We start from the raw sequence: 25436 nt of genomic DNA on the forward strand, positions 1-25436 counted from the left end.
TCGAGCCGTTCTTGGCAACCACCAGGCAGTTTCCACTACTGACGGGTGCCGTTGGCATACGCCACGCCACCTTTTGGAGGCCTCGCGGGCGCCTCCGTCAGCGGATGGCGAAGCTGTCGTAGATTCCGCGGGGCGTGTCCCAGATCTCAGTGACTCCGTCCACCCGGCCGGGCGTGTCGTCTCCCTGGAGCCAGTCGAGCAGACTCTGGCAGCCGGCCCGGGGGCCCTCCGCGACCACCTGGACACGTCCGTCGTCGAGATTGAGAGCAAAACCACTCAGCCCGCCGATCTCCAATGCCCTCGCCCGCGTAAACCAGCGGAAACCCACACCTTGAACCCGTCCGCGGACCCAGACGACCAGCCGTGAAACCTCGTTCATGGCTGCACGCTAACCGGACAATGTCTCGTGGAGCACATCCTCCTCTCTTGCCATGGGGTACCGTCCCGACCCAATGAGTCTCATTAGAAACTCACTCTTCCGGGTGAGTTTCAGGTGAGGATCGCTGACTCAAGATCGAGGAAGGCCCAAGAGATGGGACGCCACCGACGCTCCGACGCCGGCCGCGCCGCCACAGGGCGCGCCACCGGAGTCACAGAAACGAGCGGGACCCACACGGAAAGCTACGGCCCGGAGAACCTTTACGGCTACGCGGCCGTCGCCGATCTCCCGTCCGCCGCCTCCGCCCGCTCGCACCGCAAGCGGAGGGGTCCGAGCCCCGTCAAGACGGGACTGCTCGGCGTCTCGGCGGCCGTGGCCATCGGCACCGTGGCCGTCGCGGCCGGTGTCGTGCCGGGCGCCGACAACTACGCGCTCGGCGGTGGCAGCAACAACTCCGACAGCATCCAGGCCGCGAGCTCGCCGTCCAGTGTGGACACCCAGCAGGGCGGCACCTCCGGCAGCGCCGACGCCCGCGAGGGCACGTCGACGAGCCGTGGCTCCGGCCGCGCGACCACCCCCTCGACCGTCGCCCCCTCGACCTCCACCTCGCCGTCGGCCGCTCCGACCACGACGGCGCCCTCGAAGAAGCCGAGCGCCGAGCCCACCAAGGACGTGAAGACGAAGGAGCCCGCGGCTCCGGCGCCTTCGAAGACCGCGACCAAGGCGCCGGTCGCCAAGGCCCCGGTGAACGTGTCCGCGCAGGCCGCCGCCGAGACCGAGGTGCTCAAGCTCGTCAACGACGAGCGCTCCAAGGTCGGTTGCAGCCCGGTCGCCGCGAACAGCGCCCTGACGGACCTGGCCCAGACCTTCAGTGAGGACATGGCGGCACGGGCCTTCTTCGACCACACCGACCCGAGCGGGCTCACCCCCTGGGACCGTGCGGCGAAGGCCGGCATCACCAGCCTCGGCGGCGAGAACATAGCCCGCGGCCAGGCCGACGCGGCAGCCGTCATGGACGCGTGGATGAACAGCCCCGGCCACAAGGCCAACATCCTGAACTGCGACTTCAAGACCCTCGGCGTCGGAGTCCACTTCGCCGAGGGCGGCCCTTGGTGGACACAGGACTTCGGCTACTGAGCTGAACGCTGATCACATGGCCGGCCCGCTCGGGGGGGTCGGCCATGTCGTGTGTCGGCCCGGGAACGCCGGCGCACCGAGCTAACCAGGAGTCAGCGCAACCCTTTGGTTGGCGCTGTGGCTGAGTATGCTGGGTGTATGGAATCGTCCGCGCGGATCATGGAGCGCTCCGGGAGCGACGAGGGTGCCGTGTGCGACGGCGGCAAGGACCTCGCGTACAACGTGTTCGCCCGCGGCTGCCCGTCCCGGGGCACGCTGGAGCACGTCACCGGTCGCTGGGGCTCCCTCACGCTGGGGGCACTGTACGACGGGACGTTCCGGTTCAACGAGCTGCGCCGCCGGGTAGACGGCGTCAGCGAGAAAATGCTCTCGCAGACCCTGCACGCGCTGGAGCGCGACGGTCTGGTGCACCGTGACGCGCGGCCCACGAACCCGCCCCGCGTCGACTACACCCTCACACCGCTGGGCCGCGAGGTCGCCGAACGTCTGCTGTCCCTCATCGGCTTCGTCGAGGGCCGTATGGACGACGTCCTGGCAGCCCGCGGGCACTACGACGAGGCCCGCGAGGCCCGGCAGGACCAGGCATAGCCTCGGCGTCAGACCGCCGGGCGCGGTGCGCGTTGGCAGCGTGGGCAGAAGTAGCTGGAGCGGTTCATCCAGGGCCGTCGCCGCATCGGGGTCGCGCAGCGGTGGCAGGGCTCGCCCTCACGGCCGTACGCGTCGAGCGAGCGGTCGAAGTAACCCGACTCGCCGTTGACGTTGACGTACAGGCTGTCGAAGCTGGTGCCTCCGACGGCGAGGGCGTCGTTCATGACATCGCGGACGTGACCGAGGAGTTCGGCGGTACGCGGCCGGGTCATGCTCCCCGCGGGACGTTCGTAGTGCAGCTTGGAGCGCCACAGCGCCTCGTCCGCGTAGATGTTCCCGACGCCGCTGATCAGTGACTGGTCGAGCAGGGCGCGCTTGAGAGTCGTCCGGCGGGCCCGCAGCGCGGTGTGGAACGCTGCGTCGTCGAAGAGGGGGTCGAGCGGGTCGCGGGCGATGTGCGCGATGACGTCGGGGAGACCGGCCGCGGTGTTCTCGTGCAGCGACAGCCCGCCGAAGGTGCGCTGGTCGACGAAGCGCAGCTCGGTGCCCTGCGTGTCCTCGAAGCGGACGCGGATGCGCAGATGCTTCTCCTCCGCGGCGTCCTCCGGCTGCACGAGGAGCTGCCCGCTCATGCCGAGGTGCGCGAGCACGGAGTACGGCGAGTCGTCCAGCGGCAGCCACAGGTACTTGCCGCGGCGCATCGCCTGCCCCACCCGGTGCCCGGTGAGCGTCTTCGCGAAGCCGTCGGGCCCCGCCGGATGCCGCCGCACGGCCCGGGGGTGGCGGACGTCCACCGATCCGACGACCCGTCCGGTGACCCAGCGCTCCAAACCCCGCCGCACGACTTCGACTTCGGGCAGCTCGGGCACGGGATTCCTCCTGAGGGGCGGGCTCGGCGGGTGATGCCGGAAGGGTACATCGCACCCGGCGGCGGCCGTCGGGGAGCGACTCGTCCCCGGGCCGGAGAACGCGCGGACCCCGCCGCGGCGCGTGCGCCGTGACGGGGTCCTGTGGTGCGACTTGCTTCGGGTGCTGCGCGTACCGGGGTACGTCAGCGGGCTGAAGGATTCAGGCCGTGGCCGTGTCGGTGGTGGGCGCCGAGGAGGCGTCGGTGCTCTCCTCGATGTCCTCGGCCGACTGCCGGGCGGCATGAGCCGCCTGTTCGGCGGCCTGGGCCGACTTGGCACGCTCGTCCGCGGCGGAGTGGATGGCGAGCCACGCGGATTCCGCGGCCTGCTGCTCCGCCTCCTTCTTGCTGCGGCCGGTGCCGGTGCCGTACGAGACGCCTCCGACGCGGGCGGCAGCAGTGAAGACCTTCTCGTGGTCCGGGCCGGTCTCCGTGACCAGGTACTCGGGAACCCCGAGCCCCTCGGTCGCGGTGAGCTCCTGGAGACTGGTCTTCCAGTCCAGGCCGGCACCGAGATTCGAGGACTTCTCGATCAGCGGGTCGAAGAGCCGGTGGACGAGTTCGCCCGCCACCTCCAGTCCCTGGTCGAGATACACAGCGCCGATCACCGCTTCAAGGGTGTCGGCGAGAATGGACGCCTTGTCCCGGCCTCCCGTGCCTTCCTCGCCCCGGCCGAGCCGGATGAAGGAGCCGAGTTCGAGCCCGCGGCCCACCTCCGCCAGTGCACGAGAATTGACCACCGCGGCCCGCAGTTTGGCCAGCTGGCCCTCGGGCAGGTCGGGGTGGGTGCGGTACAGCGTGTCCGTGACCACGAGGCCAAGTACGGAGTCCCCGAGGAACTCCAGACGCTCGTTGGTCGGCAGACCGCCGTTCTCGTACGCGTAGGAACGGTGGGTCAGTGCACGCACCAGAAGGGCGGACTCGAGCTTGTAGCCGAGCCGCCCTTCCAGAAGCGTGTGGGACGAGGCTGTGTTGTCCGCCTTTTTCTTGGCGGTTGAATCCGCCTTGGCGTCAGACATCAGACCTCTCACCAGCCGCTCAGACCTCGAGGACCTGGCGCTTGTTATAGGTGCCACAAGCCGGGCACGCGATGTGCTGCAGCTTGGGCTCGTGGCAGCGCTCGCACGCAACCAGGGTGGGGACCGCAGCCTTCCACTGCGACCGGCGGTGGCGCGTGTTGCTGCGCGACATCTTCCGCTTCGGAACAGCCACGGCTACTTCTCCTGCTTCTCGTCGGCGTGCGCTGATGGAAGCGCGCCGCCGCTCATATCGTCCTTCTCGCCATCTTCGAGTGAACCGGCGAGTCCCTGCAGTGCCGCCCAACGGATGTCGACGGCGTCATGGTGGTGTTCCGGGTCGTCCGCGAGCCGTACTCCGCATTCGGAGCACAGGCCGGGGCAGTCGTCCTGGCACACCGGCTGCATCGGCAGTGCGAGCACCACCGCATCACGCAGCACGGGTTCGAGGTCGAACAATCCGTCCTCGAGAGGGAGCATGTCCTCGTCTTCCTCGGCGTCGTCGGCCGGTTCCGCCTTGGGGCGGCTCCGGTCGTCGGCGTCAGGGTACGAGAACATCTCCTGGAAGTCCGCTTCGAGCACCTGCTCGAGCGGCTCAAGACACCTTACGCACTCCCCCTTGGCCGATGCACGGGCGGTGCCTGTGACAAGCACCCCTTCCATGACCGACTCCAGACGGAGTTCGAGCTCCAGCGGGGCACCTTCCGGTACTCCGATGACGTCCTGGATCCCGAGATCCCCGGGAGCGTCGATCGTGCGAGTCAGGCGCTGGAGCGCGCCAGGACGCCGCCCCAGCTCGTGTGTGTCGAACACGAGAGGATTGCGGTGGTCGAGGCGGGCGTTCAGAGCCATTCCTGCTTTCGATCTTCGAACTCGGGGGAACGCCACCCTCGGAGTTCCTCGGGCAGCGCTGATCGCGGACGTAGACGCGACCGAAGAGCCAGGATACTGGACCTTTCGCTCCCCGCCCAATCCGGTGCGCGCCCGGGCCCCGGCCGGCGGCGCGGACCCCTGCTGACCCTGCGGTCAGTGGCCGCCGCGCCCCTGCTCGTACGCCCTCAGCTGCTCCGCGCTGATCATGCTGGTGTCGAAGAGGCTGGCCTCTTCGAGGGCGTGGTTCTGCTGGTCCATGGCATGGGCCTGCTGCTGGGCGTAGACCTGCTGGTTCTGGTCGTAGCCCTGCTGGTCGTAGCCCTGCTGCTGGTAGGCGGCGTACGGGTCGGCCTGCTGGTAGCCGTAGGCGTCCTGCTGCTGGGTGTACTGCTGCTGATAGCCGTACGGGTCGGCCTGCTGCTGGTAGGCGTACGCGTCCTGCTGCCCGTAGGACGGCTGGGCGGCCTGCTCCGGGGCCTGGGCCCGGCTCTGGCCGCCCTGCTCGGGCTCGTCGGCGAGCTCCGCGAGGCCGGCCAGGTAGTCGGCGTCGCTGGTGTGCGCGCCGGGCGTTCCGTCGTCCCCGAAGGAGCTCAGGTCGCCGAGGTCGTCGCTGGCGATCCGGCCCTGGAGCTTCTCCCGGCCTCGGCCGACGGCCTCCAGGGTCTTGGCGAGGACGGCCTCGAAGGCGCCGAGCTTGGCGTCGACGTAGTCGTCGGCGTTGCGGCGCAGGGTCTCCGGGTCGTAGCTGCGCTCGGGGGCGTCCTCGTCCTCGTACCCCTGCTCGTCCAGGCCCGGGCCGGTGCCGAGGAGCTTCTCGCGGCCGCGGCCGACGGAGCCGAGGGTCTTGGTGAGGACGACCTCGAAGTTGGCGAGCTGGGAGTCGACGTAGTCGTCGGCCTCCGCGCGGACCTCCTCCGCCTCCTTGCGGGACTCGGCGAGGATCCGGTCGGCCTCGTTCTGCGAGCGGCGGGCGACCTCGGTGTCGGAGATGAGCGAACCGCGCTCGGCGTGCGCGGTCTCGATGATCCGCTCGGCCTCCTGGCGGGCCCGCTCGACCATCTCCTCGCGTCCGCCGATCAGCTCCTGCGCCTGGGCGAGGGAGCCGGGCAGCGCCTGGCGGACCTCCTCCAGCATCGAGAGCAGGTCGGCGCGGTTGACCACGCACGATGCCGACATGGGCATGGAACGGGCGCTGCCGACCGCCGAGACGATCTCATCGAGCTTCTTCTGTACGTCCACCGTGTGCTCGCCACTCTCTACAGCCGTGATGGAGACGGACGGGACGACTGTACGACCACTCCCGTACCGCCCGACACCGGGTGACGGACAGTCAGTCGCTCAGCCCTTGCCGAGACGCTCCGTGAGCGCCTCCAGGACCACCGGCGGCACCAGGTGGGAGATGTCGCCGCCCCAGTTCGCGACTTCCTTCACCAGCGACGAGGAGAGGAAGCTATAGGTCGGGCTGGTCGGGATGAACAGGGTCTCGACGCCCGAGAGGCCGTTGTTCATCTGGGCCATCTGGAGTTCGTAGTCGAAGTCGCTGACCGCGCGCAGGCCCTTGACGATGGCCGGGATGTCCCGCTGCTTGCAGTAGTCGACCAGGAGGCCGTGATAGGCCTCGACCTGGACGTTGCCGAACTCGGCCGTGACCTCGCGGATCAGCTCGATCCGCTCGTCGACCGTGAACAGGCCCTTCTTCGACTGATTGATCATCACGACGACGTGCACGACGTCGTACAGCGCGGAGGCGCGGGCGATGATGTCGAGGTGTCCATTGGTGATGGGGTCGAATGACCCCGGACAGACGGCGCGGCGCAACAGTGGTCCCTCGCTCTCCGGTCCGGTCATCGTGCGTCTTCGCACGTAGAGGCGGCGCGACCGTACCAAAACGTGCCCTCGCCGTAACGACGGGCCCTGAGAGCCTCGAAACCCTCGGGCCAGCCGAACACACCGCCTCTGGTGCTGCGCTCCACGGTGACGAGCACATCCTCCGCGAGCCAGCCCCCGGTGCGGAGTGTGAGCAGAATCTCCCGAAGATCGTCGTCCTCGACGGCGTACGGAGGGTCGAGGAAGACCAGGTCGTACGGCTCCTCGGGCGCCACCGTCCGGACGATCTGTTCGGCTTTGCCCGCTCTGACCTCGGCACCCGGCAGGCCCAGCGTCTTCACGTTGTCGCGGATGACCTTGGCCGCGCGGGCCTCCGCCTCCACGAGCAGGGCGTGTCCGGCACCGCGGCTGAGCGCCTCCAGGCCGACGGCGCCCGAGCCGGCGTACAGGTCGAGCACGCGCTCGCCGTCCAGGGGGCCGCCGAGCAGGGACTGCCAGGTGGAGAAGAGGCCCTCGCGTGCCCGGTCGGAGGTGGGGCGGGTGCCGGTGCCCGGCGGGACGGCCAGACGGCGTCCGCCGGCCCGGCCGGCGATCACGCGGGTCATGAGGGTCCTTTGCGCTGGGGGTGTGTCGGTTCCTGCCAGTCTCTCAGCCGTGGGCCGGTCGGCGCCGCTCAGCCCTGGTCCAGGTGCGGCCCGTCCCCACCGCTCGGCTCTGGTCCAGGTGCGGCCCGTCCTCACCACTCGGCCCTGGCCCGGGTCCGGCCCGTCCCCGCCGCTCAACCCCGGCCCGGGTCCGGCCCGTCGCCGCCGCTCAGCCCTTGTCCAGGTACTGCTCCCGTTCCTCGTCCAGCAGGGCGTCAAGGGCGACGCGCAGGCCGGGCAGGCCCTCGAGGTCCGGGTCCGCGGCGACGACCGCGGTCGCCTCCTCGCGGGCCTCCGCGATGATCTCCTCGTCGTCGATGACGGCGAGCATGCGCAGCGAGGAGCGGACGCCGGACTGGGCCTGGCCGAGGACGTCTCCCTCGCGGCGCTGTTCGAGGTCGATGCGGGAGAGCTCGAAGCCGTCCAGGGTCGAGGCCACCGCGTTCAGCCGCTGACGGGCCGGGCTCGCCTCCGGCATCTCGGAGACCAGCAGGCACAGCCCCGCCGCCGAGCCACGGCCGACGCGGCCGCGCAGCTGGTGGAGCTGGGAGACGCCGAAGCGGTCGGCGTCCATGATCACCATGGCGGTGGCGTTCGGGACGTTCACCCCGACCTCGATCACGGTCGTGGCGACCAGGACGTGCGTCTCGCCCGCGGCGAAGCGGCGCATGACGGCGTCCTTGTCGTCCGGGTGCATACGGCCGTGCAGGACCTCGACCTTGAGCCCCTGGAGAGGGCCCTTGGCGAGCTGGGCGGCGACGTCCAGGACGGCCAGCGGCGGGCGCTTCTCCGCGTCGTCCTCGGGGGACGGCTTCTTCCCGCCCTTCTTCGGGTCGTCCTCCTCGTCACCGATGCGTGGGCAGACGACGTACGCCTGATGGCCCTTCTCCACTTCCTCGCGCACGCGCTCCCACGCGCGCGCAAGGAAGTGCGGTTTGTCGGCGGCGGGGACGACATGGCTGGCGATCGGGGAGCGTCCGGCGGGGAGCTGGTCGAGGACGGAGGTCTCCAGGTCGCCGAAGACCGTCATCGCGACCGTGCGCGGGATGGGGGTGGCGGTCATCACCAGCAGGTGCGGGGGCTGCTTGCCCTTGCCGCGCAGGGCGTCGCGCTGCTCCACACCGAAGCGGTGCTGCTCGTCGACCACGACCAGGCCCAGGTCGTGGAACTGGACCTTGTCCTCGATCAGCGCGTGCGTGCCGATCACGATCCCGGCTTCTCCGGTGACCAGGTCGAGCAGTGCCTTCCGGCGGCCCGCGGCCCCCATGGAGCCGGTGAGCAGCACGACCTTCGTCGAGTGCTCGGTGCCGCCGAGCATGCCTCCCTCGGCCAGCTCCCCCATCATCTCGGTGACCGACCGGTGGTGCTGCTGGGCGAGCACCTCGGTGGGCGCGAGCATCGCGGCCTGCCCGCCCGCGTCGACCACGGCGAGCATGGCGCGCAGCGCGACCATCGTCTTCCCGCTGCCTACCTCCCCCTGGAGCAGCCGGTGCATCGGGTGTTCGGTGGCGAGGCCGTCGAAGATCTCCTTGGAGACCTTCCGCTGGCCGTCGGTGAGGGTGAAGGGGAGCTTGGCGTCGAAGGCGGTCAGCAGGCCGTCCGGTGCGGGGACGCGGGCGACGGCCGGGAGCTGGGCGTCGGCGTGGCGGCGGCGGGCCAGGGCGACCTGGAGGACGAAGGCCTCGTCCCACTTGAGGCGGGCGCGGGCGTCGTGGATGTCGGCCTTGGTGTGCGGGCGGTGGACCTTGAGGAGGGCCTCGGGGAGGGTGACCAGGCCACGGCCGTCCCGCAGCGAGTCCGGGAGGGGATCGAGGGCCTCCTGGGCGCTCGGCAGCACGGTCTGCACGGCCTTGGCGATCTTCCAGGACTCCAGCTTGGCGGTGGCCGGGTAGATCGGGATGAGGGCGCCCGCCCAGCTGTCGACGCTCTCCACGGTCTCATCGCCGCCCCCGGTCAGCAGCTCGTACGCCGGGTGGGCAAGCTGGAGGCGGCGGTTGAAGACGGAGGCCTTGCCGGAGAACATCGCGCGGGTGCCGGGCAGCAGCTCCTTGTGGGGCTTGTGCACGCCGTGCCCGAAGAAGACCAGCTGGAGGCGGCCGCTGCCGTCCGTGATGGTGACTTCGAGGCGCTGGCCCTTGCCGCGGGGCGCCTTGGACGAGGCGAAGGTGAGCAGGCGCGCGTCGGCGACCTGGGCGACCACCGTCACATGCTCGTCCAGCGGCAGGTCGGCGAGGTGGGTGAGCTGCCCGCGCTCCTCGTATCTGCGGGGGTAGTGGTGCAGCAGGTCGCCGACGGTGTGCAGGCCGAGGTGCTCGGCCATCACCTTCGCGGTGGCGGGACCGAGCGCCTTCTTCAGTGGTTCTTCGAGCACGGGCACGAGATCCATTGCACACCACCGCACTGACATTGCCGTATACGTCCTGGAAATCCGCTGGTCAGACGGCTGGTTCCGGGCCTAGGATGACGCGCCCCGGCCCTCTTCGCGGTCACCGCCCCCGGGACCGCCCGACCCCGCGCCGTCGCCCGTCCCCCCACCGACCGGCGCAGCGACGATGGATTCCCAGACCTCACAGCCGTCCCAGGCCTCCCCGTCACCTCATACGTTCCAGGTCGACCTGCGCGGTCTGGTCGACCTCCTCTCCCATCACCTCTACTCCAGCCCCAAGGTCTATCTGCGCGAACTGCTGCAGAACGCGGTCGACGCGATCACCGCGCGACGCGCGGAGCAGCCGGACGCCCCGGCCACCGTGCGCCTGTACGCCGAGGGCGGCACCCTGCGCGTGGAGGACTCGGGCGTCGGACTCACCGAGTCCGACGTGCACAGCCTGCTGGCGACGATCGGCCGCAGTTCCAAGCGGAACGACGGCCTGGAGTCGGCGCGTTCGGACTTCCTCGGCCAGTTCGGCATCGGGCTGCTGGCGTGCTTCGTCGTCGCCGAGCGCATCCGGGTCGTCAGCCGCAGCGCCCGTACACCGGACGCGCCGCCCGTCGAGTGGACGGCCGCCGACGACGGCTCGTACACCGTGCGCACCCTGCCCGACGAGGCGCGCACCGAACCGGGCACCACCGTGCACCTGGTGGCGCGGGCCGGTGCCGGCGAGTGGCTGAGCCCGGAGCGGGTCCGGTCGCTGGCGCGCGACTTCGGGGCGCTGCTGCCGTACGACGTACGGGTCGGCGACGAGGCGGTCGCCGACCTTCCCGCGCCCTGGGACCGGCCGTATCCGAGTCCCGCCGGCCGTCGCGTCGCCCTGGCCCGGCACTGCCACGAGCTGTTCGGGTTCACTCCGCTGGACTCGATCGACCTGGACGTGCCGCTCGCCGGGATCCGGGGCGTGGCCTACGTCCTGCCGACGGCGGTCTCCCCCGCCCAGCGGGCGAGCCATCGCGTGCACCTGAAGGGCATGCTGCTCACCGAGCGGGCCGAACAGCTGCTGCCCGACTGGGCGTTCTTCGTGCGCTGTGTCCTCGACACGGACAGTCTGCGGCCCACCGCGTCCCGCGAGTCGCTGTACGAGGACGAGACCCTCGCCGCCGTACGGGATGCGCTGGGCGAGCGCATCCGGTCCTGGCTGACCGGGCTCGCGGCGGGCGATCCGCAGCGGCTCGCCGCGTTCCTGTCCGTGCATCACCTGGGCGTGAAGTCCCTGGCGCGGCACGACGCGGAGATGCTGCGCACGATGCTGCCCTGGCTGCCCTTCGAGACGACCGACGGACGGCTGTCCCTGGAGGAGTTCGCGCAGCGGCACCCGGTGGTGCACTTCACGCGGACCGTGGAGGAGTACCGGCAGGTCGCGCCGATCGCCTCCGCGCAGGGCATCGGGGTCGTCAACGGCGGCTACACGTACGACAGCGAGCTGATCGAGGCATTGCCGGCCGTGCGCCCGGGGACGGCCGTCTCGGAACTGGACGCGGACACCGTGACGGCCCACCTGGACACCGTCGACCCGGCCGAGGAGCTGGCCCTGTCGGGCTTCCTCGCGGCCGCGCGGGCCCGGCTCGACCCGCTGAACTGCGATGTCGTCCTGCGTTCCTTCCACCCCCTGTCGGTGCCCGCCCTGCATCTGGACGACCGGACGGCCCGCCACGAGCAGGCCCGCGCGGAGGCCGAGGAGCAGGCCGACGACCTGTGGGCGGGCATTCTCGGCTCGCTGCGCGGCACCGCCCCGCGCGCGCGTCTGGTCCTCAACCACCTCAACCCGCTGATCCGCAGGATCAGTTCGCTCGGCGACGCGGACCTGATCGGCACCGCCACGGAGTCCCTGTACGGGCAGGCCCTGCTGATGGCGCAGCGCCCGCTGCGGCCCGCGGACTCCGCGCTCCTCAACCGCGCCTTCATCGGCCTGCTGGAGTGGGCCACCCACACCGACCCCGGAAAGGACGACCGCCGATGACCCCGGCCATGGACTTCGACACGCTGCGCCGGGCGATGGCGGACAACTACGAGCAGCCCGAGGGGCCCGGCCGCAACGCGCGCGCGGAGCAGCTGCTCGTGGAGGCGGAGAAGCTGGACGTCCCGCTCGCCGTCGTCGAGGCGCTCGGACACCAGCTGAAGGTCTACAACTACAGCTCCGAGAAAGGGAAGATGTTCGTTCCCTTCGCGCGTCTGCTGCGCATGTGGGACGAACACCCCGAGGACTTCGACGAGTTCGAGATCCACTCCCTGCACTGGGTCTTCAAGTGGATGTCGGCGGGCATGCTCGACCAGCCGCACGTCCCGCTCGCCTCCATCGAGAAGTGGCTCGGCGAGATGGAGCGGCGCTACCGTCTCGCCGGTCACTCCGAACGGGCCGTGCGTGGAGCCGAGTTCAGCGTCGCCTCGCATCTGGGCGACCTGGAGCGCGCCGAGCGGGCGTACGGCGCGTGGCTGGCGGCGGACCGTGACTCCATGGCCGACTGTCACGCGTGCGAGCTGCGCGGGCAGGGGTGGTGGCGGGCGGTGCGCGGCGCGGACCTGGCGGCGCTGGAGCTGTGGGCCCCGGTCCTTCTGGGCGAGTACTCCTGCGCCCATGAGCCGCACGCCGTCCTCGCGTCCTCGCTGCTGCCGCTGCTGCGCCTGGGGCGCGTCGAGGAGGCGCGCTCCCATCATCTGCGGGGTTTCCGGCTGGTGCGGGCCATGGAGAGCATGCGGGGCGCGTACGCGGACCATGTGGAGTTCTGCGCGCTGACCGGCAACGAGCCACGTGCCCTGGAACTGCTCGCGGAGCGCCCGGCCTACTTCACGGACTCCGGGGATCCGCGCAGCAGGCTGGAATTCATGTCGGTCGTGGCGCTCACGATGGACCGGCTGACCGCGCTCGGGCACGGCGGGCAGCCGGTTCCCGGGCCGGCGGGGCGGACGTGGACCGCGGCGGAACTCGCCCTGCACGCGCGCGGGGAGGCGCTCGCGCTGGCCGGGCGGTTCGACGACCGCAACGGCACCCCGTACGTGGGCGAGCGGGCCCGTGCGCGCATGGACCAGCCGGTGCTCGTGGACCGGCTGCCGCTCGGCGTCCGCTCCGCGGGCCGGCCGGCCGCCGTGTCCCCCCGGCCCGCGCAGGTGCCCGCGACCGAGCCACAGGCGGTGACCGAGGCCGCCGAACCGGCTCTGGACGCCCTGCTCGCGGAGGCCAGGCGGCTCTCGGCGCTGCGGGACCCGGACGCGGTCACGGCGTGGGCGGCGGTCTCGCGGGCCGCCGAGGGCCGGGAGCTGGACGTCCGCGACCGCGCGGAGATCGCCGATCACGAGGCGATGGGGCTCGGGCCGCGGGGCGCGGCCCTCTTCCGGCGGGCGGCCGGGCTGTACGCCGAGGCGGGCGATCCCGGTGAGGCGCTGGCGGCCCGTTCACGCGCCGCGTACGTCCAGGCGCTGTCGGGCGGGTCCGAGAAGGCCCTGGAGGTCGTGGCGGAGCTGCGTGAACAGGTGCTCGCCCTGTTCACGGACGGCGGGACACGGGTCTCGCAGACGGCGTCCGTCCTGGTGAGCCGGGCGCGGACGCTGATGCACCGGGTGGACGAGCTGGAGAGCGCCGCGGTGAGCGGGCATCCGCCGGCCGGGAGCGGACCGGGCGCGGACGCCGAGGACGAGGTCATGGCCGGCGCCGAGGAGGCCGTGCGGGAGCTGCTCGAACTCGCGGAGCCGTACGCCAAGGACGACGTGACACTCGCGTCGCGGGCGGCCGAGGCGTACGCGATGCTCGGGGAGCTCGCCGCCCGCGCCGATGACGCCGAAGGGGCCGCCGGACTGCTCGGGCGCGCCGTGGACGGGTTCGTGGCGGCGGGGCTGCCGTGGTTCGCCGTCGAGTACGACTCCCGGCTCGCCGGGATCGCGACGCACCTCGGCGACCTGGAGGCCGCGGAAGCGGCGACGCGGGCCGCGCTGGATCACGGAGGGTCCCATCTGGAGCCGGCCGGCCGGGCCCAGCTGCATCTCCGGCTCGCCGAGACGCTCGCCGCCACCGGGCGGTTCGGCCCCGCATCGGAACATGCCCTGGAGGCCGCGCACTGGGCCGACGAAGCGGGCGCGGCCGCCACGTTCGGGGCCTGGGCACGCCACCACCTCGGTGGTCACCTGCTCCGCCTGGGACGGTGGGCGGAGGCCGCCGAGATCCTGGAGTCGGCGCTGCCGGATCTGACCGCCGAGATGCACGGCGAGGGCTCGATCGTGCAGACGCGCTGGTGGCTCGGCGACTCTCTCACCGAGCTCGGCGAACACCGTGAGGCCGCCGAACACTGGCTGCGCGCCGCCGACATCGCCCGGCACTGGCCCGAGCAGCGCGACCACGCGATGCTCGCGAACCTCGCCGCCGAGGCCCTCCTGCACGCCGGGATGACCGCCCAGGCGGATCAGGCGTACGTCCGCGCGTGCGGTCTGTGGCGCGAGCTGGGCGACGCCGACGGGCTCGTCCGCACGCTCCGGGCCCGCGCGTGGAGCGCGGCCCGGCGGGACGGGGGGCTCGCCGATGCGCGGGAGCTGATGGCGGAGGCGATCCGGGAGTGCGAGTCGGCGGCCGAGGGCCTGTCCGCCGTGCCCGTCCCGCCCGGGGCCGGGCGGCCGGACGGCTTCCCCGTGGCCGGGGCGGCGGAGGACATGTCCGCGATCGGTGGCGAGGCAGGGGACGAGGGCGCCGGCTCGGGCCGTCGCACGGTCGCCGAACTCGGCCGCACGCACCTTCAGTTCGGGGATCTGGTGGCCCGTTCCGTGACGGGCGAGGCGGAGGAGGCCGCCGTAAGGGAGGCGTTCGAGGAGGCCCTCGGGCACATGGTCCGGGCGATCACCGTGTTCGCCTCCCTGGGCGATTCCCTGCTCGGGGCCCGGACGGGCGCCGAACTGGCGGCCGGTCGGCTGGAGAGCGAGCTGGGGCGGCACGAGGCCGCCGCGGCACGCGCTCGCGCGGTCCTCGCCGAGTGCGACCGGCTGGACGGGGAGCTCGCCGGGGCCAGGCGGGCCGAGGCCGAGAAGATGCTCACGCTCACGGTCGGGGCCGGCTAGACCGATCGGTGCAGGTGGTAGCCGGCTGGAGCGGACCGGTGCCGGGAGCGGGAATCCCGCTCCCCCGGTGCCGGTCCCCCCGGTGCCGAGTCGCCTGTCTACGGACCGGCGGGGCCGGAATCCGTGGTGTCGCCGGTGCGGATCGTCCCGGCCGCGTCGCGCAGTTCGCCGAGCACCGTCCGTACGGCCTTCCGCGCCGCGCGTTCGGGACGGTGGAGCACGTCGATACGACGCACGGCGTGCACCCCGGTCAGGGGTCTGAGGACCAGGGCGGGATGCGGGCGCGTGGTCCAGCGGGGCATCAGGGCGAGCCCGCCTCCCGCGGCGACGAGCTCCGCGACCACCGTGAACTCGTTGACGCGATGGACGATGTCGAGCCGCCGGTTCGCGGCGGTCGCGATGGCGTCGACGGTGGCCATCAGCGGGAATCCGTCGTGCACGGTGATCCAGGGCTGATCCGCCACCTCGCGCGGGGTCAGGCTCGTCCCGCCGGCCAGCGGGTGATCGGCCGGCATGGCGACGTCGAGGGGTTCGCTCAGCAGCGTGGTGGCGGTGACGGTGCTCGGCCAGGGCGGCGTGTGCGCGAGGTGGTGGGCGAGGACGAGGTCGTAGTCCCGGGTGAGCTTGGGAAAGTGGTCCTGTGCCACGTCCTCGTCGGCGAGCGAGAGCCGTGGGGCCGTCCGGGTCCGGCCGCGCAGCAGGAGGGGGAAGAACGTGGCGGCCGCGCTGTGGAAGGCGGCGACCGACACGTCCCCGGCCGGTTCACCGACGAACTCGTCCACGCAGTGCCGTGCCCGCGCGAGGGCGTTCTCCACCTCGATCGCGGCGCCGGCCAGCACCCGCCCGGCGTCCGTCAGCACCAGCCGCCGTCCGTCGCGTTCGGTGAGCGGCACCGGAATCGAGCGTTGCAGCAGACGCAGGTGCTGCGAGATCGCCGAGGGGGTCATCAGCAGCGCCTCCGCCACGGCGGTGACACTTCCCAGTTCGCCCAGTTCACGCAGGATCCGCAGCTGCCGCTCGTTCACCCGGACATTGTAGTGACGCTTCAAAGATGTTGAAGAACTTCGGTCTGGGCTTCAGTGTCGCGGTACGGGAGCGTGTGGGGCGTGTCCCGAGTCCGCAGCACCGACGCGGTGCTTCTCCTTGTCGCCGCCGTCTGGGGTTCCAGTTATCTGGCCGCCAAGACGGCCACTTCGGCGCTCCCCGTCCCGCTCGTCCTGTTCGCCCGGTACGGCATCTCGGCCATCGCCTGCCTCGCACTCGTCACCGCCCGCCGGACGAGCAGGCGCTTCACGCGCGACGAGTTGCGCGTGGGGGCGGTCCTGGGGGTCACGCAGGCGGCCGTCCTGGTCCTGGAGACGTACGGGGTCGCGCACACCAGCGCGGCCAACGCGGGTCTGATCATCAGTCTCACGGTCGTCCTCACCCCGCTGCTGGACCGCACGTCCGGCGGTACGGGGCTGCCCCCGCGCTACTTCGCCGCCACCGACCTGTGTCTCCTGGCCGTCGCACTCCTGATGTCCGGCAGCGGCTTCCACCGGCCCGGGGCCGGTGACCTGCTGATGTTCGCCGCCGCGCTGGTCCGCGCGGCGCACGTGGCCCTCGTGGGACGGCTCACCGCCCGCCGCTCCGTACGGCCCCTGCACCTCACGACCGTGCAGACGCTCGTCGGCGCCGCCCTGTTCGCGGTGCCGGTCACCGGCACCCTGGGGAGGCTGGGCCGGGTGGACGGCGCGGGCTGGGCGCAGCTTCTCTATCTCGCCCTGTTCTGCAGCGTGTTCGCCTTCCTCGCCCAGACCTGGGCGGTGCAGCGCGGTTCCGCCAGCCGGGCCAGCCTGCTGCTTGGCACCGAGCCGGTGTGGGCCGTCGCGGTCGGCATCGGCCTGGGCGGTGAACACCTCACGGTCCTCACGGCGCTCGGCGCCGCGCTCATGGTCGCCGGAACGTACTGGGGGCAGGCCGTCGAACGGGACCACCGGACGGCCGGGACCGCGCGGGCACCCGACCGGAGCGCGACCGTGGCCGCGACGGGCGTCTGACGACGGCAGTACGACCCGCGGCGGCGTCCGAGGCGGCCCGCGGTGCCGCTACTCGACCCCGATCAGCAGCAGCGCGCCCTGACGCCCGCCCCGGTAGACCACGGTGTCGACCGCGAGGTACGACTCCCGCACCCGTGCCTCCAGGTGCGCGGCGATGTCCTCGGGAGCCTCGTCGCCGAGGACGAGGGTGACCATCTCGCCGCCCGCCGCGAGCATGCGGTCGATGACGGTCTCCGCCGTGGCGGTGACGTCGGCGCCGATGACGGCGACGTCGCCGTCGATGAGGCCGAGCACGTCCCCGGCCTGGCAGATGCCGGCCATGGTCCAGGACTGCCGCTCGGCGACGGCGACCTCGGCGTAGCGGGTGGCGCCGGCCGCCGAGGTCATGGCGACGACGTCCTCGTCGAAGCGGCGCCCGGGTTCGTGCACGGCCAGCGCGGCGATGCCCTGCACCGCGGAGCGGGTCGGGATCAGGGCGACCCGGACGCCCTCGGCGCGGGCCTGTTCGGCGGCGGCCGCGGCGGTGTGCCGCAGGTCGGCGTCGTTGGGCAGCAGCACCACCTCGCGCGCGTGGGCCCGTCGTACGGCCGCCACGAGCTCCCCGCTGGCGGGCGGCTCGTCCGGCCGCGCGAGCACGGTGGTCGCCCCGGCCTCCGCGTAGAGCCCGGCCAGGCCCTCACCGGGCACGACGGCCACGACCGCCCGCTCGGCCCGCTCGCGGGCCGGACGCCCCGCCCCGGCTCCGGTGTGCGCGTCGCCGAGCCCGAAGTGGGTGATCCGAATGCGGTGCGGGCGTCCCGCCTCGACGCCCGCCTCGACGGCCGCGCCGGCGTCGTCCACGTGCACATGGACGTTCCACAGGCCGTCGCCGCCGACCACGACGAGGGAGTCTCCGAGGGAGTCGAGCCGGCCCCGCAGACGGTCCACGGCGGTGTCCTGCGCCTCCAGGAGGTAGATCACCTCGAAGGCGGGATGGCCTTCTTCCGCCGCGCCGTCCGCACAGGCCACGGCGGTCCCGGGGTGCGTGTCCGGGGTGTCAGCGGTCCCGGGCGCGAGGGCGGTGGCAGGGGTGCCGCCCGTACCGGCCGCGTCCGCGGTGCCGGGAACGGCGGTCTCCTCCCCGGACCCGACGGGCATCGCGGGCATCGCGGGCATCGCGGACCCAAGAGACCCGACGGACCCTACGGACCCGACAGGCCTCGCGGATGTCCTCGGTGCCTCCCCGGTGCACGTCTCCACCAGGGCCGCGAGCACCGCCACCAGTCCCCGCCCGCCCGCGTCGACCACGCCCGCGCGCTCCAGGACGGCGAGCTGCCCGGTGGTCGCGGCCAGCGCGGCACAGGCCCCCTCGTAGGCCGCGCCGGCGACCGTGCCGTAGTCCCCGTCGGTGCCGCAGGCCGCGTCGGCGGCGGCCGAGGCGACGGTGAGAACCGTGCCCTCCACGGGATGCGCGACGGCCCCGCGGGCGGAATCGGCGGCGTTCCGCAGGGCGCGAGCCAGGACGCGGCCGTCCGTGTGACCGGTCTCACCACCGTCCTGAACGGTCTCATCACCCTCGGCGAGGACCTCCGCCATGCCCCGCAGGAGCTGGGCGAGGATGGTTCCGGAGTTGCCCCGGGCCCCGATCAGGGCTCCGTGCGCCATCGCCCGTGCGGCTTCGGCGAGGGAGACACCATGCCCTCCGCCGGGCGCGGCTCCCTCGTCGGCGGGGTTCTCTCCGCCGGCCGTGTCCCCGCCGCCCGCTCCGGGCCCCGGCGCGGCCACCGCCTCGTGGCCCGCGAACACCGCCTCGACCGCGGCCGCGGCCGACTCCAGCGTCAGATACAGGTTCGTCCCGGTGTCCCCGTCGGCGACCGGGTAGACATTGATCGCGTCGATCTCCTCGCGCGCGCGGCCGAGGGCCCCCAGCGCGAGCCCGCACCAGGTGCGCACCGCGAGAGCATCGAATGTCTGCGGCACCTGCGGCACCCGCGCCTCCTTGAGCTGCTGGACGTGGGACGCAGCGTAGACCCAGAGCGGGTTACTGCCGGTAGAGAGCCCTGAGGACGGTGGATTCGCAGGCGGGCCGGTCATGGTAGTTTCGTTCTCCGGACGCAGTCGTTGTATGCTGCTCCAGTTGCCCGATCCGATCGGGCCGCCCTCCTGGCACCGCCACTCAGATCCTAGATCTTGATCCTCGGCATGCCGGGATCAACCGTAAGTGCATCTGAAGTCTTTGGAGTGACCCGTGGCTGCCAACTGCGACGTCTGCGGCAAGGGGCCGGGCTTCGGCAACGCCATCTCGCACTCACACCGCCGTACCCCCCGTCGCTGGAATCCCAACATCCAGCGCGTTCGTACTGTGGTCAGCGGGACGCCGAAGCGCGTGAACGCTTGCACCTCGTGCATCAAGGCCGGCAAGGTCACGCGCTGACAACCGCTAGCGCGCGGCCACTGCTGGTACGTCTGCACTGAACCCGTCCACCTCACGGTGGGCGGGTTTTTTGCTGCCTCGGCGGTGCGACGAAGGCCGGGAACAGCGAGGGCGGGGAACAGCGAAGGCCGGGAACGGCCAGGGCCGGGAGCGACCGGTGCCGGGGGCGCGCCCCCGGCACCGCGGTCTCAGGACTCGATGTCCCCGAAGTGGTCCCAGCCGCCCTTGCTCGTCCAGGGAGCGCCGTCCACGGTCACCCGGGGCAGGGCCGACTGGTTGAGGACCTCGCCGATCACCTTCCAGCGCGCGGGCAGCTTCACGTCCGGCGGGAAGGTGGCGACGATCGCGTGGTCCTCGCCGCCGGTGAGCACCCACTGGATGGGGTCGACTCCGACGGCCTGGCCGATGTCGTTCATCTGCGAGGGGATGTCGATGTCCCCGGAGCGGATGTCGATCCGTACCTTGCTCGCCTCGGCGATGTGCCCGAGGTCGGCGATCAGGCCGTCGCTGACGTCCGTCATCGAGGTCGCGCCGAGCCCGGCGGCGGCCGGACCCGCGTGGTACGGCGGTTCGGGCCGGCGGTGGGCCTCCACGAAGGCGCGCGGCGAGCGGAAGCCCCGGGAGAGCACCGCGAACCCCGCCGCGGACCAGCCGAGCCAGCCCGTCACGGCGACGACGTCACCGGGCTGAGCCCCGGCCCGGGTGACCGGCTCGTGGTTGCGCAGATCGCCGAGCGCGGTGATCGCGACGGTGATGGTCTCGCCCCGTACGACATCCCCGCCGACCACGGCCGCCCCCGCGACCTGGCACTCGTCGCGCAGGCCGTCCATCAGCTCGGAGGGCCAGGTGGCCGGGAGCTCGGCGGGAACGACCAGGCCGAGCAGCAGCGCGGTCGGCACGGCGCCCATCGCGGCGATGTCCGCGAGGTTCTGCGCGGCGGCCTTGCGGCCGACGTCGTACGCCGTGGACCAGTCGCGGCGGAAGTGACGCCCCTCGAGGAGGATGTCGGTGCTCGCCACGACCCTGCGGTCCGGCGCGGCCACCACCGCGGCGTCGTCGCCGGGGCCGACCCGGACCGCCGGGGTGGTGGTGAGGCGCGAGGTGAGCTCTCGGATGAGCCCGAACTCCCCCAACTCGCCCACGGTGCCCTTCATGATCGTCGTGCTCCCTCTGTCGCTGCTCGTGCCCGGTCGCGAGCCGTCTCCGTACTCGGTACGGTCGAATTGACCGTCAACTTGCGCAGTCCCTCCACCCCGGCGCGCGAGCCCCAGTCACCGCGGGTCTCCCCGCGGCGAGCGGCAACGCGATACCGTGGCGTTCCTTTTCCCCACATGATCCTCGTGGCCGCCCTGGAGGTTCCGTGGTACAGGCGTACATCCTGATCCAGACGGAGGTCGGCAAAGCGTCGACCGTCGCCGAGACGATCAGCAAGATCCCGGGGGTGATCACGGCCGAAGACGTGACCGGACCGTACGACGTGATCGTGCGCGCCCAGGCCGACACCGTCGACGACCTCGGTCGCCTGGTGGTGGCCAAGGTCCAGCAGGTGGACGGCATCACCCGCACCCTGACCTGTCCGGTCGTGCACCTGTAGCCCCCGTCTACCCTTGGCCGGTGAACTTCTTCCGTCACCGGCACACCGCTTCCCTCGGGCTGCCCGTTCTCGCGGCGCTGATCGCGATCGCGGGCTGCTCCTCAGCAGACGACAGCGCGTCCGTCGCGGTTCCGAGCCCGGACACGAAGGTCACCGAGCTGTGCCAGAACCTGGACAAGGCGCTGCCGCGGACCGTGGACGGTCGGCGCCGTGAGGACCCGGAGCCCCGGTCCGCGCTGACCGCGGGCTGGGGAAGCCCGGCGATCATACTGCGCTGCGGTGTCGAACGGCCGCCGAAGATGACGGACCCGAAGGTGGCGACGGGCGCCGACCCGAAGGCGGTGGCCGGCGGAGTGAACGGCGTCGACTGGCTGATGGAGAAGCAGGACGACGGGACGACCCGTCTCACCACCGCTTCGCGTCTGGCCTACGTCCAGCTCACCGTGCCCGGGGGCGTCGATGCCTCCGGCGTACTCGTCGACCTGGCCGCCTCCGTGAAGAAGGCGATCCCCAAGGGGATCGCCGACTGACGTTCCGGTCCCGCGGGGTGCTCAGCGCAGCCCGGTTGACCGCCGCAGCGCCGCCTGGATCAGACGGTCCACGAGCTCGGCGTAGCCGACGCCCGTCTCCCGCCACATCCGCGGGTACATGGAGATGGGCGTGAAGCCCGGCATCGTGTTGATCTCGTTGATGACGAACTCTCCGTCCTCGGTGAGGAAGAAGTCCGCGCGGACCAGGCCCTCGCAGGAGGCCGCCTCGAAGGCCTCGACGGCCAGGCGGCGGACCTCGGCGGTCTGCTCCTCGGTGAGCGGCGCCGGCACGATCCCGTCGGCCGCGTCGATGTACTTGGCCTCGAAGTCGTAGAACGCGTGCGACTGCACGGGCGGGATCTCCGCGGGGACCGACGCGCGCGGCCCGTCCTCGAACTCCAGGACCCCGCACTCGATCTCGCGGCCGCGCAGCAGCGCCTCCACGATGATCTTCGGGTCGTGCCGCTGGGCCTCCTCGATGGCCTCGTCGAGGCCCGAGAGGTCGTCGACCTTCGTGATGCCGAACGACGAACCCGCGCGCGCGGGCTTCACGAAGAGCGGCCAGCCGTGCTCACCGGCGAAGTCGACGATCTTCTTGCGGGCCGCGGACTCGTCCTGTTGCCACTCGCGCGGCCGGATCACCACGTACGGGCCCACCTTCAGGCCGAACGAGGTGAACACCCGCTTCATGTAGTCCTTGTCCTGGCCGACGGCCGAGGCGAGGACGCCCGAGCCGACGTAGGGGACGCCGGACAGCTCCAGGAGGCCCTGGAGGGTGCCGTCCTCGCCGTACGGGCCGTGCAGCATGGGGAAGACGACGTCGACCTCGCCGAGCGCCTTGGGGACCGAACCGGGCTCGTTGTAGACGACTTCACGGTTGGCCGGGTCGACGGGGAGCACCACGCCGCCCTCACCGGACTCGGCGAGCTGGTCGACGCTGGGCTGCTTGCGGTCGACGATCGCCATGCGTTCCGGCTCGTCCGCGGTGAGCGCCCAACGGCCTTCCTGGGTGATGCCGATCGGCAGTACGTCGTACTTCGTACGGTCGATGGCGCCGAGGACGGCGCCGGCCGTGACCACGGAGATCCCGTGTTCGGAGCTGCGGCCGCCGAATACGACGGCCACGCGCGGCTTGCGAGGCGGCTGCTCAGGGCTCTGGGGGAGGTTCTCGGTGCTCATATCGCGTTGAGAGTACCCGGTGGTACCCGGTGAGTCAGCGCCCCACGGCGGCCGTTGCTCAGCGTCGCCCCGGCCGTCGCACAGCGTCGCCCACCTGGCGGTTCACCTGACCCGCTCAGCGCCGTTCGGACTTCGCGCTGCGCGACATCAGCTCCTTGAGGGCGACCACCGGGGGCTTGCCCTCGTGGACGATGCTGACCACCGTCTCAGTGATCGGCATGTCGACTCCGTGCCTGCGGGCCAGATCCAGCACCGACTCACAGGACTTGACCCCCTCGGCGGTCTGCCGGGTGACCGCGATGGTCTCCTGAAGGGTCATGCCCCGGCCGAGGTTGATGCCGAAGGTGTGGTTGCGGGACAGCGGCGAGGAGCAGGTCGCGGCGAGGTCGCCGAGGCCCGCGAGGCCGGAGAACGTCATCGGGTCCGCGCCCATGACGAGTCCGAGCCGGGTGGTCTCGGCCAGGCCTCGGGTGATCAGCGAGCCCTTGGCGTTGTCGCCCAGGCCCATGCCGTCGGCGATGCCCACGGCCAGACCGATCACGTTCTTGACGGCTCCGCCGAGTTCACAGCCCACCACGTCGGTGTTCGTGTACGGGCGGAAGTACGGCGTGTGGCAGGCGGTCTGGATGCGCCGGGCCACCTCCTCGTCGCGGCAGGCGACGACGCCGGCCGCGGGCATCCGCTGCGCGACCTCCTTGGCGAGGTTGGGTCCGGTGACGACCGCGACCCGGTCGGCGGAGACCTTGGCGACCTCCTCGATCACCTCGCTCATCCGCTTCACGGTGCCGAGTTCGACGCCCTTCATGAGCGAGACGAGCACAGTGTCGGGGGCCAGCAGCGGCACCCATTCCGCGAGGTTGCCGCGCAGTGTCTGGGAGGGCACGGCGAGGACGGTGAAGTCGGCGCCCCGCGCCGCCTCGGCCGGGTCCGCGGTGGCCCGCAGGTTCTCGGGGAGTTCGATCCCCGGGAGGTAGTCCGGGTTCATCCGCGTGGAGTTGACCGCTTCGGCGAGTTCGGGCCGGCGCGCCCACAGGGTGACGTCGCACCCGGCGTCGGCGAGCACCATGCCGAAGGCCGTTCCCCACGATCCGGTCCCGAACACGGTCGCCCTGACCGGCTTGCTCACGTGCCCTGCCCCTCTTCCTGCTGTGCCTTCGACTTGGCCGCGGCCTTGCGGCGCTGCGCGACGCGCACCTCGCGCGGGTCGTACACGTGCTCCGGCGCCTTCTCGCCGCGGATCAGCTCCAGCTGCGCGGTGACGGCCGCCATGATGACCTCGGTGGCCTCCTTCAGGAGGTCCGGGTTCATCTCCCGGTCGTAGAAGCGCGAGAGGTCCACCGGCGGGCCCGCGAGCACGCGATGGGTCTTGCGCGGAAGGATGTCGGGCTTCTTGGCGTACGGGGGCAGGAGTTCGTTGGCGCCCCACTGGGCGACCGGGATCACCGGGCACCTGGTCTGGAGCGCGACCCGCGCCGCACCGGTCTTCCCGGTCATCGGCCAGCCGTCGGGGTCACGTGTCAGCGTGCCCTCGGGGTAGAACGCGACGCACTCACCGCGTTCCACGGCGTCGATCGCGGCCCGGAAGGCGCTCAGGGCGTCGTTGCTCTCGCGGTAGACGGGAATCTGTCCCGTGCCGCGCATGGCGGCACCGACGAATCCCTTCTTGAAAAGACCGGCCTTCGCCAGGAAGCGCGGAACGCGCCCGGTGTTGTACTGGTAGTGCGCATACGCGAACGGGTCCACGTGGGAATTGTGGTTCACCACGGTGATAAATCCGCCCTCGGCCGGAATGTTCTCCATCCCGCGCCAGTCCCGCTTGATCAGAACCACGAGCGGCGGTTTGCAGAGAACCGCTGCGAAGCGGTACCAGAAGCCGATTCTGCGGCGGGGCACGCGGACACCTTCCTCTAGAGCCTGGGGGGCCGCACAAGTGTCGCTCCAGGCCGCCTGTCTGTCGAGAACACCGTACGCCCCGACACCCGCACCGCCAGGGTGACCAGGTCACAATAAGGCGTGACCGGAGAGGGTGGAGTGCTCGTGCGGTGGACCTTGGTCGTACCCCTCAAACCCTTGGCGCGGGCCAAGAGCAGGCTGGCGGACACCGCCTCCGACGCAGTGCGCCCCGCTCTCGCCCTCGCGTTCGCGCAGGACACGGTGGCGGCGGCGCTGGCCTGCGCGGCCGTCCAGGGTGTGGCGGTCGTCACGGGCGACGCCCTGGCCGGGAGAGAGTTGGCCGCGCTGGGCGCGCACATCGTCGCGGACGAGCCCGGCGGGGGTCTCAACGCGGCGCTGGCGCACGGAGCGCGGGTCGTACGAACCCGGGATCCCGAAAGCGCCGTCGCGGCCCTGAACGCCGATCTGCCCGCTCTGCGGCCTTTGGAATTGGCCCGGGTACTGGCCGCCGCGGGCGAATTCCCCCGCGCCTTTCTGGCCGATGCTGCTGCAATCGGCACCACTCTCCTGGCCGCTTCCCCGGGCCGGGAATTGCTCCCCGCTTTCGGGGGCGATTCGCGGGCCCGTCATCGCGCCTCGGGGGCCGCGGAACTCCGTCCGGACGCGGTGGATTCCGTACGCCGGGACGTGGACACCCGGGAGGATCTGCGGGCGGCGCTGGCACTCGGCGTGGGACCGCGCACGGCGGCCGCGGCGGCACGGCTGATGATTCCGGGGCAGTAGACGGCGACGGGCGGGCCGGGACAGGACGCCGACGGCGGGCCGGCCGGGCAGAGACGCGGTGGGTGAACAGGGCAGGGACGTGGACAGGAACAGGGATGGGGATGGGGCCACGGGAGGTGGGTCCGGTTCGGGTGGCCGGGAGAGGTCCGGCTCCCGTGCGCGGGGG

At 71.8% G+C, this 25436-nt stretch carries 24 protein-coding genes; 9 read left to right on the forward strand and 15 right to left on the reverse strand.

Annotated features, from left to right (window positions below; genetic code table 11):
• Nucleotides 1-97 precede the first annotated feature (97 nt).
• Nucleotides 98-379 carry an acylphosphatase gene (locus tag ABZV42_RS25100; protein WP_328671683.1) on the reverse strand — a complete coding sequence of 94 codons (282 nt, stop codon included), beginning with the start codon at nt 377-379 and terminating at the stop codon, nt 98-100.
• Between the two features lie 153 nt (nt 380-532).
• Here ABZV42_RS25100 and ABZV42_RS25105 point away from each other — a divergent pair, with 153 nt between their 5' ends.
• Together ABZV42_RS25105 and ABZV42_RS25110 are read left to right on the forward strand one after the other, a co-directional pair.
• Nucleotides 533-1516, forward strand: coding sequence for a CAP domain-containing protein (locus ABZV42_RS25105; protein WP_355986638.1), 984 nt, complete (start codon nt 533-535; stop codon nt 1514-1516).
• A 159-nt stretch (nt 1517-1675) separates the two neighbouring features.
• Nucleotides 1676-2104 carry a helix-turn-helix domain-containing protein gene (locus tag ABZV42_RS25110; RefSeq protein ID WP_355986746.1) on the forward strand — a complete coding sequence of 143 codons (429 nt, stop codon included), beginning with the start codon at nt 1676-1678 and terminating at the stop codon, nt 2102-2104.
• 8 nt (nt 2105-2112) lie between these two features.
• Here ABZV42_RS25110 and mutM read toward each other — a convergent pair whose 3' ends face one another.
• The 8 genes from mutM to recG all read right to left on the reverse strand — a co-directional run bounded on the left by mutM (nt 2113) and on the right by recG (nt 9757).
• The gene (mutM, locus tag ABZV42_RS25115; protein WP_356053627.1) at nt 2113-2973 is read right to left on the reverse strand and encodes a bifunctional DNA-formamidopyrimidine glycosylase/DNA-(apurinic or apyrimidinic site) lyase; all 861 of its coding nucleotides are present in this window, start codon (nt 2971-2973) and stop codon (nt 2113-2115) included.
• A gap of 199 nt (nt 2974-3172) precedes the next feature.
• Nucleotides 3173-4030 (reverse strand): ribonuclease III, encoded by an 858-nt coding sequence (rnc, locus tag ABZV42_RS25120; protein WP_355986642.1) that lies wholly within the window; start codon nt 4028-4030, stop codon nt 3173-3175.
• Nucleotides 4031-4049: 19 nt separating this feature from the next.
• Complete coding sequence (gene rpmF / locus ABZV42_RS25125; protein ID WP_006139588.1) at nt 4050-4223, reverse strand: 50S ribosomal protein L32; 174 nt, start codon at nt 4221-4223, stop codon at nt 4050-4052.
• A 2-nt stretch (nt 4224-4225) separates the two neighbouring features.
• Nucleotides 4226-4879 (reverse strand): DUF177 domain-containing protein, encoded by a 654-nt coding sequence (locus tag ABZV42_RS25130; RefSeq protein WP_355986645.1) that lies wholly within the window; start codon nt 4877-4879, stop codon nt 4226-4228.
• A 174-nt stretch (nt 4880-5053) separates the two neighbouring features.
• Nucleotides 5054-6139 carry an ATP synthase F0 subunit B gene (locus tag ABZV42_RS25135; RefSeq protein ID WP_356053629.1) on the reverse strand — a complete coding sequence of 362 codons (1086 nt, stop codon included), beginning with the start codon at nt 6137-6139 and terminating at the stop codon, nt 5054-5056.
• A gap of 99 nt (nt 6140-6238) precedes the next feature.
• Entirely contained in the window at nt 6239-6718 is a 480-nt protein-coding gene (coaD, locus tag ABZV42_RS25140) for a pantetheine-phosphate adenylyltransferase (protein ID WP_355986750.1), read from the reverse strand.
• Between the two features lie 26 nt (nt 6719-6744).
• Nucleotides 6745-7371 (reverse strand): 16S rRNA (guanine(966)-N(2))-methyltransferase RsmD, encoded by a 627-nt coding sequence (gene rsmD, locus ABZV42_RS25145; protein WP_355986753.1) that lies wholly within the window; start codon nt 7369-7371, stop codon nt 6745-6747.
• Nucleotides 7372-7540: 169 nt separating this feature from the next.
• Nucleotides 7541-9757 carry an ATP-dependent DNA helicase RecG gene (gene recG / locus ABZV42_RS25150; protein ID WP_355986651.1) on the reverse strand — a complete coding sequence of 739 codons (2217 nt, stop codon included), beginning with the start codon at nt 9755-9757 and terminating at the stop codon, nt 7541-7543.
• Nucleotides 9758-9923: 166 nt separating this feature from the next.
• Between recG and ABZV42_RS25155 the strand changes: the two genes are divergently transcribed.
• Nucleotides 9924-11762 (forward strand): HSP90 family protein, encoded by a 1839-nt coding sequence (locus ABZV42_RS25155; RefSeq protein WP_356053631.1) that lies wholly within the window; start codon nt 9924-9926, stop codon nt 11760-11762.
• Nucleotides 11759-14839 carry a tetratricopeptide repeat protein gene (locus ABZV42_RS25160; protein ID WP_356053633.1) on the forward strand — a complete coding sequence of 1027 codons (3081 nt, stop codon included), beginning with the start codon at nt 11759-11761 and terminating at the stop codon, nt 14837-14839. Before ABZV42_RS25155 ends, ABZV42_RS25160 begins: the two co-directional genes overlap by 4 nt.
• Nucleotides 14840-14937: 98 nt before the next feature.
• On the opposite strand, the gene ABZV42_RS25165 is transcribed toward ABZV42_RS25160, so the two are convergent.
• Entirely contained in the window at nt 14938-15864 is a 927-nt protein-coding gene (locus ABZV42_RS25165; RefSeq protein ID WP_355986660.1) for a LysR family transcriptional regulator, read from the reverse strand.
• Between the two features lie 81 nt (nt 15865-15945).
• Here ABZV42_RS25165 and ABZV42_RS25170 point away from each other — a divergent pair, with 81 nt between their 5' ends.
• Nucleotides 15946-16878, forward strand: a complete 933-nt coding sequence (locus ABZV42_RS25170) for a DMT family transporter (RefSeq protein ID WP_356053635.1) — start codon at nt 15946-15948, stop codon at nt 16876-16878.
• A gap of 48 nt (nt 16879-16926) precedes the next feature.
• On the opposite strand, the gene ABZV42_RS25175 is transcribed toward ABZV42_RS25170, so the two are convergent.
• The gene (locus ABZV42_RS25175) at nt 16927-18846 is read right to left on the reverse strand and encodes a DAK2 domain-containing protein (RefSeq protein ID WP_356053637.1); all 1920 of its coding nucleotides are present in this window, start codon (nt 18844-18846) and stop codon (nt 16927-16929) included.
• Nucleotides 18847-19105: 259 nt separating this feature from the next.
• Here ABZV42_RS25175 and rpmB point away from each other — a divergent pair, with 259 nt between their 5' ends.
• Nucleotides 19106-19291, forward strand: coding sequence for a 50S ribosomal protein L28 (gene rpmB / locus ABZV42_RS25180; protein ID WP_355986669.1), 186 nt, complete (start codon nt 19106-19108; stop codon nt 19289-19291).
• A 188-nt stretch (nt 19292-19479) separates the two neighbouring features.
• On the opposite strand, the gene ABZV42_RS25185 is transcribed toward rpmB, so the two are convergent.
• Nucleotides 19480-20445 (reverse strand): thiamine-phosphate kinase, encoded by a 966-nt coding sequence (locus ABZV42_RS25185; protein ID WP_355986672.1) that lies wholly within the window; start codon nt 20443-20445, stop codon nt 19480-19482.
• Nucleotides 20446-20651: 206 nt separating this feature from the next.
• On the opposite strand from ABZV42_RS25185, the gene ABZV42_RS25190 reads away from it, so the two are divergent.
• Together ABZV42_RS25190 and ABZV42_RS25195 are read left to right on the forward strand one after the other, a co-directional pair.
• Entirely contained in the window at nt 20652-20885 is a 234-nt protein-coding gene (locus tag ABZV42_RS25190) for an Lrp/AsnC ligand binding domain-containing protein (RefSeq protein WP_355986675.1), read from the forward strand.
• Nucleotides 20886-20905: 20 nt separating this feature from the next.
• The gene (locus ABZV42_RS25195; RefSeq protein WP_355986678.1) at nt 20906-21415 is read left to right on the forward strand and encodes a DUF3515 domain-containing protein; all 510 of its coding nucleotides are present in this window, start codon (nt 20906-20908) and stop codon (nt 21413-21415) included.
• Between the two features lie 21 nt (nt 21416-21436).
• Here ABZV42_RS25195 and ABZV42_RS25200 read toward each other — a convergent pair whose 3' ends face one another.
• The 3 genes from ABZV42_RS25200 to ABZV42_RS25210 all read right to left on the reverse strand — a co-directional run bounded on the left by ABZV42_RS25200 (nt 21437) and on the right by ABZV42_RS25210 (nt 24487).
• A complete protein-coding gene (locus tag ABZV42_RS25200; RefSeq protein ID WP_355986681.1) occupies nt 21437-22594 on the reverse strand; it encodes a D-alanine--D-alanine ligase family protein in 1158 nt (385 codons plus the stop codon).
• A 115-nt stretch (nt 22595-22709) separates the two neighbouring features.
• Nucleotides 22710-23720, reverse strand: a complete 1011-nt coding sequence (locus ABZV42_RS25205; RefSeq protein ID WP_355986684.1) for an NAD(P)H-dependent glycerol-3-phosphate dehydrogenase — start codon at nt 23718-23720, stop codon at nt 22710-22712.
• Nucleotides 23717-24487, reverse strand: coding sequence for a lysophospholipid acyltransferase family protein (locus ABZV42_RS25210; RefSeq protein ID WP_355986687.1), 771 nt, complete (start codon nt 24485-24487; stop codon nt 23717-23719). The genes ABZV42_RS25205 and ABZV42_RS25210 overlap by 4 nt, the downstream gene beginning before the upstream one ends.
• Before the next feature lie 144 nt (nt 24488-24631).
• Between ABZV42_RS25210 and cofC the strand changes: the two genes are divergently transcribed.
• A complete protein-coding gene (gene cofC / locus ABZV42_RS25215; protein ID WP_355986690.1) occupies nt 24632-25270 on the forward strand; it encodes a 2-phospho-L-lactate guanylyltransferase in 639 nt (212 codons plus the stop codon).
• Nucleotides 25271-25436: the final 166 nt, after the last annotated feature.

Origin of the sequence: Streptomyces sp. NPDC005281 (genome assembly GCF_040607495.1) — a bacterium.
In the GTDB taxonomy this organism is placed as follows: domain Bacteria; phylum Actinomycetota; class Actinomycetes; order Streptomycetales; family Streptomycetaceae; genus Streptomyces.